The sequence below is a fragment of the Spirillospora sp. NPDC048819 genome, from assembly GCF_040650055.1.
Lineage (GTDB): Bacteria > Actinomycetota > Actinomycetes > Streptosporangiales > Streptosporangiaceae > Spirillospora.
Map to the genome: position 1 here is coordinate 1 of NZ_JBEZGN010000080.1, position 9677 is coordinate 9677.

Annotated in this window: 10 protein-coding genes and 1 rRNA gene; 3 read left to right on the forward strand and 8 right to left on the reverse strand. The window is 69.1% G+C overall.

Features of this window, described 5'->3' with window-relative positions; translation table 11 throughout:
- The 4 genes from AB0C35_RS45515 to AB0C35_RS45530 form a co-directional block, all read right to left on the reverse strand.
- A 16S ribosomal RNA gene (locus AB0C35_RS45515) occupies positions 1-83 on the reverse strand; the annotation flags it as partial.
- Positions 84-713: 630 nt separating this feature from the next.
- Entirely contained in the window at positions 714-1073 is a 360-nt protein-coding gene (locus AB0C35_RS45520) for a hypothetical protein (RefSeq protein ID WP_358470774.1), read from the reverse strand.
- A gap of 6 nt (positions 1074-1079) precedes the next feature.
- Complete coding sequence (locus tag AB0C35_RS45525; RefSeq protein ID WP_358470777.1) at positions 1080-1901, reverse strand: polyphosphate polymerase domain-containing protein; 822 nt, start codon at positions 1899-1901, stop codon at positions 1080-1082.
- Complete coding sequence (locus AB0C35_RS45530) at positions 1898-2536, reverse strand: DUF4956 domain-containing protein (protein WP_358470780.1); 639 nt, start codon at positions 2534-2536, stop codon at positions 1898-1900. The genes AB0C35_RS45525 and AB0C35_RS45530 overlap by 4 nt, the downstream gene beginning before the upstream one ends.
- Positions 2537-2719: 183 nt before the next feature.
- Here AB0C35_RS45530 and AB0C35_RS45535 point away from each other — a divergent pair, with 183 nt between their 5' ends.
- From AB0C35_RS45535 to AB0C35_RS45545, 3 genes are read left to right on the forward strand one after another with little or no spacing between them, the layout of a single operon-like run.
- The gene (locus AB0C35_RS45535; protein ID WP_358470783.1) at positions 2720-3118 is read left to right on the forward strand and encodes a hypothetical protein; all 399 of its coding nucleotides are present in this window, start codon (positions 2720-2722) and stop codon (positions 3116-3118) included.
- Positions 3105-4691 carry a HAMP domain-containing sensor histidine kinase gene (locus tag AB0C35_RS45540; protein ID WP_358470786.1) on the forward strand — a complete coding sequence of 529 codons (1587 nt, stop codon included), beginning with the start codon at positions 3105-3107 and terminating at the stop codon, positions 4689-4691. The genes AB0C35_RS45535 and AB0C35_RS45540 overlap by 14 nt, the downstream gene beginning before the upstream one ends.
- Positions 4688-5347, forward strand: coding sequence for a response regulator transcription factor (locus AB0C35_RS45545; RefSeq protein ID WP_358470789.1), 660 nt, complete (start codon positions 4688-4690; stop codon positions 5345-5347). Before AB0C35_RS45540 ends, AB0C35_RS45545 begins: the two co-directional genes overlap by 4 nt.
- A gap of 16 nt (positions 5348-5363) precedes the next feature.
- Here the strand turns inward: AB0C35_RS45545 and AB0C35_RS45550 are convergent, their stop codons facing one another.
- From AB0C35_RS45550 to AB0C35_RS45565, 4 genes are all read right to left on the reverse strand, one after another.
- Complete coding sequence (locus tag AB0C35_RS45550) at positions 5364-5954, reverse strand: phospholipid scramblase-related protein (protein WP_358470792.1); 591 nt, start codon at positions 5952-5954, stop codon at positions 5364-5366.
- A 74-nt stretch (positions 5955-6028) separates the two neighbouring features.
- Positions 6029-6631 carry a phospholipid scramblase-related protein gene (locus tag AB0C35_RS45555; RefSeq protein WP_358470795.1) on the reverse strand — a complete coding sequence of 201 codons (603 nt, stop codon included), beginning with the start codon at positions 6629-6631 and terminating at the stop codon, positions 6029-6031.
- Between the two features lie 127 nt (positions 6632-6758).
- Entirely contained in the window at positions 6759-8387 is a 1629-nt protein-coding gene (gene groL / locus AB0C35_RS45560; protein WP_358470798.1) for a chaperonin GroEL, read from the reverse strand.
- Positions 8388-9478: 1091 nt separating this feature from the next.
- Positions 9479-9677, reverse strand: a 199-nt coding sequence (locus AB0C35_RS45565; protein ID WP_358470801.1) for a hypothetical protein, incomplete at its 5' end; no start/stop codon positions are given.

Genomic DNA, 9677 nt, shown 5'->3' on the forward strand with positions numbered 1-9677 from the left:
CCGAAGGGGCCTTTCCGCTCGACTTGCATGTGTTAAGCACGCCGCCAGCGTTCGTCCTGAGCCAGGATCAAACTCTCCATTAAGGCCAAACGACCAACCAGGGGGCGAACCCCGACCGGCCAAACCTCGGAAAACAATCCCAGCAATGAAACCCCAAACGGGGCCTCTTGCCTCAAAGAAATCCCCACCACCCCCCGAACAGGAGGCGGCACGGGGCGGCCCGGCCAAAAAAGACAACCGGACCGATAAAGGCACTGGCTTTTAACACGCTGTTGAGTTCTCAAGAAACGGACACCCACCGTGCTGAACCCGCTTTCGCGTGTCCCGCCCCGGGGCGACTCGCCTTACTTTACCGGATCCGGGCCGCCTGTCAATTTCAGGCCCTTTTCCGATAACACCCTTCCGCTACCGCTTGCGCGGCGCCTTCCGGGCGGTGCAGCTATTTCATCAGATCCGGCACGATTGTCAAAATCGACCGTTTCCGACCCATCAGCGAACAGCGGACGCGATTCAACCGCGTCTGCTAGGTCGTTGGTGGCTCCCCACGGGCCGGCCGCCTATCGGCGTCCTGCTCCCCTTGTGGGGCGGAGAGAACACTATGCCCCTGCGGACGCAACGTCAAACCGACACTCGCGCTTTTTCTGGAGCGTGTTCCGCGGGAGCCGGATTCGTCCGTCGACCCCACGTCTCACCTGCGGTTATGTCCGACGCCGTCAGGCCGTCTGGGCAAGGTGGCCGCCCAGGAAAACGACCCCCTCGGCGAAGACCCACAGGATCGCCGCAGCGGTGAGCATGCCGCTGAGCCGGTCCGGATCCCGCCTGGGCCTGAACAACAGCAGGGCGACCAGGATGATTCCCACCGACGGGATCACTGCGGCAAGGGAGACGAGGACGGCATTGTGGACGCCGTCGACGCAGCCCTGGTCCGCGACTCCGACCGCACCGCAGAACGCCTGCTCGCCCCAGCCGCCGAGGGTGGTGAACAACCAGAGCGCGGCAAGGGTGAGGTTGGCCAGTGCGGGGATCGCCGGTGAGATCCGCCACTCGCCGGTACGTCTCGGAGCGACTTGCACGGATCATTACCTACCCCGGCCTGCCTGCCCCGAAAAGGGCCTCCCCGTCCTGGTGCGGTCGAAGCAGGTGCGCATTGCCGCGTGCCACGGGTTGGCGTGCACGTCCGGGTCGAGAACGGCCACGGCCATGCAGTATTTGCTGAGCTTCGCGGGACGGATGCCGTGTTCACGGAGGATCCGGTCCACCGGGGCGTCCGCCCGTTCGGACTTCGATTCGATCAGCACCATTCCGGGGTGGGCCGCCGCGGCGACACCGGCCCGGGTGCAGGTCAGTGCCGCATCGAGCGTCACCCGGCCGTGGCCGGACGATTGGACGAGGGTCGAGCGCAGGTACCCGGTCGTCGCGGACGGGACGAGGGTGCCGGGCGCGTTCATCCGGTACGCGGTCAGCAGCACCTCCTCCAGGAACGCACGCGCCGCATCGTCCACTTCGCCGCGCCGGCTGATGTCGTAGGGCATGCGTCGTTTGTCGGTGACGTTCCGCGCACCGGCAAGTTTCAGCTCAAACACGCACTCGCCGCTGTCGAGGTACGTCCGGGTCCGGATTTTGAAACGGTGTCGCCGGCCTTGCCGGTGCTGGCGGAAGGTGAGGAGGTCGGGGGTGTCGAAGTAGGTGGAGGAGTAGCGGAAGCGGCGGCGGCCGCCGATGTCCAAGGCCGCGTACTCCCCGCGGAGCCGTGGAATCAGCGCCTCGCACACCGCGGCCGGCACGAGGTATTTGCGATCCATCCGGGTCTGCAGTTCGGCCTGTTCGAGGACCTGGGGAAGCCCTATCGGCGGCAGCGCGTCCGTGAGCCGGGCCAGCGCCGACGCACCGTGGGCGGTCATCGGATCACGCGTCCGGCGCGGGCGTCCGGCACGGCGTAGGTGGGGTAGGGCGTCCGGAGTTTGGAGTCGCGGGGGCCCGGCTTCGCGGCGGGTCGCCGGTAACGGACGTCCACGACCGTCACGTCCCGGACGTAGTCGACCTCGGTGACGTTGCAGGCCAGCACCGTCCCGCCGAGCCGGCCCTCCAGGTCGGCGCGCAGCGCCGCAGGGTCGGCGTGGACGACGTCGAGCGTCACCACCTGGTGGTGGGTGCGCGGGGAGAACCGGGGATGGTCGGCGAGGTACATCATCGCGAGGAGCACCGCGTCGAGCAGGACGGCGAGCCAGGGGATCACCGCGGCAATCCCGTTCACGAGGCCGAGGGCCAGCGCCACGAAGTAGTAGCCGATCTCCTCCTGGGTGATGGCGTCCGACCGCAGCCGGATGATCGACAGCACGGCGAACAGCCCGAACCCGACGGCGATGTCGGCGCGCTCGGCCAGCAGCAGCGACACGACGGTGAAGACACCCACGTTGACCGCGATGTAGGCGAGCCGCAGATCCCTGCGGTGATGGCGGCGGAAGTAGATCACGTGCGCCAGCACGGTGATCGCGGCCAGGTCCGCGGCGAGGCCGTACAGGACGTGGGCGGCCACAGTGCCTCCTTACGGTCGGGGACGTTTCGATGGACGATCTCGGGGTGGGATGGGACGAGTGTGAGAACCCCATGAAAGATCGTTCATCAACGGCCCTGACCTGCGAGAGCGTCGACGGTTCAGATGAGAGGCTTCTCATGCGGCGTTAACCATTCCCTCCTCGAGATATGCAACGTTGTTCTCATGTCGGTACGTGCGCTGTTCATCGGGATCGCCTTGGCCGGAATCCTGGTCGCGGGCCTCGCGGCCGGATTCGTTCGGGCGCAGGAAGGCGCCCCGCCGTCGCTCGGCGACACCATCGAGGTCACCGGGTCGCCCGCCGCCGGGGGTGGTGGGGCCGGTACGGACACCCCGAATACCCCCGGCACTCCGGGCACCTCGGGCACCGCGGGCACCCCGGGTGCGTCACCGAACCCGGCGGCCTCCTCGAAACCGACTTCGGCGGGCGGTCCGTCCTCGCCGGCGACGGCGGGGGGCCGCGCGGTGGCGCCACCGGCGGTCTCTGTGAGCGCCGACGAAGATGAGAGCCCGTCCGGTGACGACGGTGTGTACGGCGATGACGATGACGATGACGACGGCTGAGGTCCGGGGCACCGCACGGGCGCGCATCGTGGGCTGGATGCTGCTGCTCGTCGGCCTGGCCCTGGCGGGGTCCGTCGCGGTGACATGGTCGGTGCTGTCCGCGCGGCTGAACGACAGAGTCGACGGAGAGCTCACCCACGAGGCCAGCAAGCTGCGCAGCTACGCGCGGACCGGGATCGACCCGGCCACGGGCCGTCCCCCGTCCGACGTGTCCGAGCTGCTGACCGGCTACCTCGTCCACAACCTGCCGGACAGCTACGAGACGTTCTTCTCCGTGGTGGACGGGCGGGCAGAGCGGCGCAGCGCGCAAGAACCACCGGCCAGGCTCGACCGTGATCCCGCGTTCGTCGCCAAGGCCGCCCGGGCGCGGACGCCGGTCTACGGCCGGACCACCAGCGCGGCGGGCGAAGTGCGGTACGCGGTGCTGCCGGTGCGGATGTCCGGCGACCCGCGGCAGGCGGCGCTGGTCGTGGTGGAGTTCCGGGACGCGCAGCGCGCCGAGGTGACGGAGACGACGCGGGTGCTGGCGTTCACCGCGTTCGGGGCGCTGGCGGTCGCCGGGGTGGTCGGCTGGCTGATAGCGGGACGGGTGCTGGCGCCGATCCGGCTCGTCCGCCAGACCGCCGACCAGATCGGGGAGTCGGATCTGACGCGGCGGCTGGTCGTCCGCGGCAATGACGACGTCGCGGCGCTGGCGTCCACGTTCAACCGGATGCTCGACCGGCTGGAGTCGGCGTTCGCCGCGCAGCGCAGATTCCTGGACGACGCGGGCCACGAGCTGCGAACGCCGATCACCGTCATCCGCGGTCATCTGGAGCTGATGGGCGACGACCCGGCCGAGCGGGCCGAGACCCGGGTGCTGCTGATGGAGGAACTCGACCGCATGAACCGGATGGTCAACGACCTGATCATGCTGGCCAAGGCGGACCGCCCCGACTTCCTGACCGTCGCGGAGGTCGACCTGGCGGACCTGACGGTCGACGTCGTCGCCAAGTCGCGGGGGCTCGGGGACCGGCGCTGGCGGGTCGGAGCGGTGGCCGAGGTGCGGGTGCTGGGCGACGCGCAGCGGCTGACGCAGGCGCTGATGCAGCTGGCGTCCAACGCGGTGCGGCACACCGGCGACGGCGACACGATCGAGGTCGGTTCCGCGGTCCGGGACGGGTCGGTGGTGCTGTGGGTGCGCGACGACGGGCCGGGCGTGGCCCCGGAGGACGCCGAGCGGATCTTCGAACGGTTCGTCGGCGGCGGCCGGGGGCCGTCCCCGATGGACGGCGCGGGGCTGGGGCTGGCCATCGTCGCGTCCATCGCGAAGGCGCACGACGGGACGGCCCATGTGCAGACTCCCGCAGGAGGCGGAGCGCAGTTCGTCCTGACGCTGCCGCTGCGGCCGGCGCCCGGGTCCTTGGCGGACGTCATCGGCTGGCCCGGCACGGCGGACGACGCGGACGGCACGGACGCCCTGGACACCTCGGACGACACGGACGCCCCGGACGCCCCGGACGCCCCGGACGACACGGCCGTCCTGCCGGTCTCGGCGGCCGAGGCGGCCGATGACGTGGAGGCGGCGCGGTGAACCGGATCCTCATCGCCGAGGACGAGCGGCGGATCACCTCGTTCCTCGAAAAGGGCCTGCACACCAACGGCTTCACAACCCTGGTGGTGGCCGACGGGCTGTCGGCCTACAAGCAGGCCAGGACCGGTGGCTTCGACCTGATGATCCTGGACCTGGGACTGCCGGTGCAGGACGGTTTCACGGTGCTGCACCGGCTGCGCGGCGAGCGGGTGACGATGCCGATGATCATCCTGACGGCGCGGGACAGCGTGGCGGACACCGTCGCCGGCCTGGAGGGCGGCGCGGACGACTATCTCGCCAAGCCGTTCGCGTTCGAAGAGCTGCTCGCGCGGATCCGGCTGCGGCTGCGGGCGGAGCGGATCCCGGAGCCGACGGTGCTGCGGGCCGGCGACCTCGACTTGGACCTGCGGACGCGGCGGGCCCGCGCCGGCGGCCGGACGGTGGAGCTGACCGCCCGCGAGTTCGCGCTGGCCGAAGTGTTCTGCCGCCATCCCGACCAGGTGCTGACCCGCGAGCAGTTGCTCAGCCAGGTGTGGGGGTTCGACTTCGACCCCGGCTCCAACATCGTCGACGTCTACATCCGCTACCTGCGGCGCAAGCTGGGATCCGCGCGCATCGAGACCGTCCGGGGCGTCGGCTACCGGCTGCGCCCCTGACCGGGGCCCGGGCCGGTCAGGTGATCTCCTTGGACTCGTGGAGGGTCATGTCCATCACGATCGCCGTCATGACCGCCATCGTCCGCAGCGGCTCCGGGACGGGGTCGAAGATCTCGGCCTCGTACTTGTCGGCCGTCGTCAGCAGGTGCGTGGCGAGGCCCGCCCACTTCTTGCGCACGTGGGCGACCTTGGTGCCGCCGGTGTCGTGCACGGCGAAGTTGTTGTGCGGCACGTCCACGTCGACCGCGCCGATCAGGGTGCCGTCGCCGTCGTAGACGACGTAGCGGCGTCCGACCCGCTCGGTGACGAACGAGCCGACCACGTCCTCCTTCGGGCCGAGGATCTCGGTGTAGTCCCGTCCCTTCTGCTTCTCCACGACGAAAAGGGGGTCCCCGTCGGGCGTCGTCAGCAGGACGGCACGGGCGTCGAGGTTCGACTTGCCGGGGACGATGCCCCGCATCACCTCGGCGCGGCCCTGATCGTCCGCCGGTGCCGCGATGGCGACGACGGCGCCTTCACCGTCCATCACCTTGTACCGCGATTTGGCGAACGGACCCCGGCGAGGCTGCTCAATCCTGAGCGTGGAGGAACTGAACGGGTCGCTCATGCATTTCTCCTGGCTTCGTCGTAGGCCACGTCCTGCCGCGCCCTACGGTACGGGAAATCCCCCGGGCGAATGAGCTAGCCGATGGGCCAGTCCTTGCCCTCGTACAGCATCAGATCGATCGCGATCGGGGTGGCGACCACAAGGACGCGGAGCGGGTCGTGGAGAGGCTGGAAGATCTCGACCGAGTATTTGTCGGCGGTGGTCAGCAACTCGGTGGCGACGCCCTTGAGCTTCTTGTCGACCTGCGCGACATGGGTGCCGTAGCCGTCGATCACCGGGAACTTGTAGCCGTAGCGGCTGCCGTCGAGCCGGCCGACGGGACGTTCGGCCGCGTCCAGGAGCATGTACTGGTAACCGGCCTTCTCGCCTATTTTCCGCAGTGAGCCGATCAGAGCGCCGTCGGCGGTGCGCACATGGGTCTCACCGCTCGCCGCCCCCTTCTGCGCCTGCACGGAGATCAGCGGCACGCCCTGCGTGCTCTCGACGTGGACGGTACGGCCGCTGCCCCCGCCTCCGCCGGCGGTCCTCGCCGCCCGGCGGAGCCGTGAGACGTCACGCTCTCCCGCGGTGGCGAGCAGCGTCCCGTCGCCGTCGAACAGCCGGTACCGGGATTGGGCGCCCGGGGTGCCGCGCGGCTGATCGACACGCAGCACCGGGGAGCTGAAGAGATCACTCATGCGTCCGCATAATGCCAGTGCGTCCGCCATCAGGAAATGCCGGCAGCCCATTGTGGACGCCGAACGCACAAAAGGGGCGGCCCCCGGGGGCCGCCCCTTTCATGTTCGCGTCGTTACGCGTCGCCGATCAGAAGTCCATGCCGCCGGCGTCGGGCATGCCGCCCGCCGGGGCCGGGTTCTTCTCGGGCTTCTCGGCGATGACGGCCTCGGTGGTGAGGAACAGCGCAGCGATCGACGAAGCGTTCTGCAGCGCGGACCGGGTCACCTTGGCCGGGTCGAGGATGCCGGAGTCGAACATGTTGACGTAGTCGCCGGTGGCGGCGTTCAGGCCCTCACCCGGGGTCAGGTTGCGGACCCTCTCCACCACGACGCCGCCCTCAAGGCCGGCGTTGACGGCGATCTGCTTCAGCGGCTCCTCGAGAGCGCGCTTGACGATGTTCGCACCGGTGGCCTCGTCGCCCGACAGTTCCAGCTTGTCGAACGCCTTGATGCCGGCCTGCAGCAGCGCCACGCCACCACCGGGGACGATGCCCTCCTCGACCGCGGCCTTGGCGTTGCGGACGGCGTCCTCGATGCGGTGCTTGCGCTCCTTGAGCTCCACCTCGGTCGCGGCGCCGGCCTTGATCACCGCGACACCGCCCGCGAGCTTGGCCAGGCGCTCCTGGAGCTTCTCGCGGTCGTAGTCGGAGTCGGTGTTGTCGATCTCGGTGCGGATCTGGTTGACCCGGCCCGCGATCTCGTTGGCGTCACCGGCGCCGTCCACGATCGTGGTCTCGTCCTTGGTGATGACGACCTTGCGGGCGCGGCCCAGCATGTCGGTCGTGGTGTTCTCCAGCTTGAGACCCACGTCCTCGCTGATGACCTGGCCGCCGGTCAGCGTGGCGATGTCGCCCAGCATGGCCTTGCGGCGGTCGCCGAAGCCCGGGGCCTTCACGGCCACGGACTTGAAGATCCCGCGGATCTTGTTGACGACCAGGGTGGCCAGGGCCTCGCCCTCGACGTCCTCCGCGATGATCAGCAGCGGCTTGCCGGACTGCATGACGCCCTCGAGGACGGGCAGCAGGTCCTTGTTCGCCGACGCCTTGCCCTGAACGATCAGGATGTACGGGTCCTCGAGGACCGCCTCCATCCGCTCGGGGTCGGTCACGAAGTAGTGCGAGATGTAGCCCTTGTCGAAGCGCATCCCCTCGGTCAGCTCGAGCTCCAGACCGAAGGTCTGGCTCTCCTCGACCGTGATGACGCCTTCCTTGCCGACCTTGTCCATCGCCTCGGCGATCATCTCGCCGATCTGCGGGTCGCCGGCGGAGATGGACGCCGTGGAGGCGATCTGCTCCTTGGTCTCCACGTCCTTGGCGAGCTTGGACAGCTCCTCGCTGACCCGCTCGACCGCGGCCTCGATGCCCCGCTTCAGCGACATCGGGTTCGCACCGGCCGCCACGTTGCGCAGGCCCTCGCGCACCAGCGCCTGGGCCAGCACGGTGGCGGTGGTGGTGCCGTCACCCGCGACGTCGTCGGTCTTCTTGGCTACTTCCTTGACGAGCTCCGCGCCGATCTTCTCCCACGGGTCCTCAAGCTCGATCTCTTTCGCGATCGACACACCGTCGTTGGTGATCGTGGGGGCGCCCCACTTCTTCTCCAGCACGACGTTGCGGCCCTTGGGACCAAGGGTCACCTTGACGGCGTCGGCGAGCTGGTTCATGCCGCGCTCGAGGCCGCGCCTGGCATCCTCGTCGAACGCGATCATCTTTGCAGCCATAGGCTCCAGTCCTCCCGGAACAAGGTGGCTTAGACGGATCGAGCCGACGCCCGCGACGGACGGCCCCCGCCGACGACTGCCATTCCGCCGCCGGACTGAGGCCTCATCGCCCCGACCCAGACTGTGAAGTTGTCACTCTCCACAGCAGAGTGCCAACCGTTTTTTAGCACTCTACCCTGCCGAGTGCAAGCGACGCGCACCCTCGCCGCGCGAAGCTTCAACTACCTGCCCCGCCCCGTCCTCACCTGCGCCGAAGTCCCGCCCGACCGCTTCCCGGGTGTGTCGCGGCGATCCACTACGTGCGGCCGTCCGCTGGCTTTCGCGAACGCGTACGGTCTGCTCCGCGCGTTCCGCGACCGGGCTAGGAGGAGCCCCCAGCGCTGCATCAACGCGCCGGTTCATGATCTCCTCGTCGCCGTCGATGCATGAGCATACGTGCTCTGCAGCATGGCCACCGAGCGCCCAGCACGAGCCGCCACGCCGGCCACCGGGACCCCGCCGTTAAGCCAAGAGCGACAGGCAAACGTGACGCAGGTCGTAGGACGCTCGGCGAGCGGAGTGGCGACCTACGCAGCCGTCAGGACACGTTCACGAGCCCGCCGCCAAACAGACTCGTAACTAACCGGCGCGAGCCGATTGCCGCACTAACTGCGGAACAACCAAACGTAATCGGCCGCGCCGAACTCAGCCACATGGGCACGCAAGATGACCACCAGCTCAGGCCAGGCCGGAACCGGCCGCTTCCCCGTCCGCAAGAGCCTTGAAGCTCCGAGCCTGGTGGTACTCGCCGTCATCGGTCCACTGCTTCCCCGAAGCCGGGCTAGAACCGGCGAGAAGGAGAGACGACCCCAGCCGGTTGCCGAAAGTTCGCAGTCATCCACGCGCAGTGCAACCGCCTCCGAGGGACGCAGGCCCGCGAAGTACAGGCAGGCGAAGAAGGCATAGAGATGCCGCCCCACCCGAGGAGCGACGACCGGCACCACTCCCAGGAGCGGCGAGCCAGAAGACCGAGAACCCGCTGCACGACCGACTTCGGCGCCGCTGCCTTTCCGTCCAAATTGACCGCCATCCGGTCAAGGGGGCGACGGCCGTCACGGGGTCGCGCCGCCGCCCTCTTCGAAGGCCCGAGCCACCATCTCCCGAACCTGACGCCACAGGTCGCCGTAAGGCGATGCGTCCAGGCCCTCAGGCCGCTGCGCGGCCCCGCGCCTGGCCGCCCGGAGCGTGCGGCGTGGGCGCCGGTCACCGGACGGCCGCGCCGGGCCGCGCATCGCGACGCCCCGCCCTGTC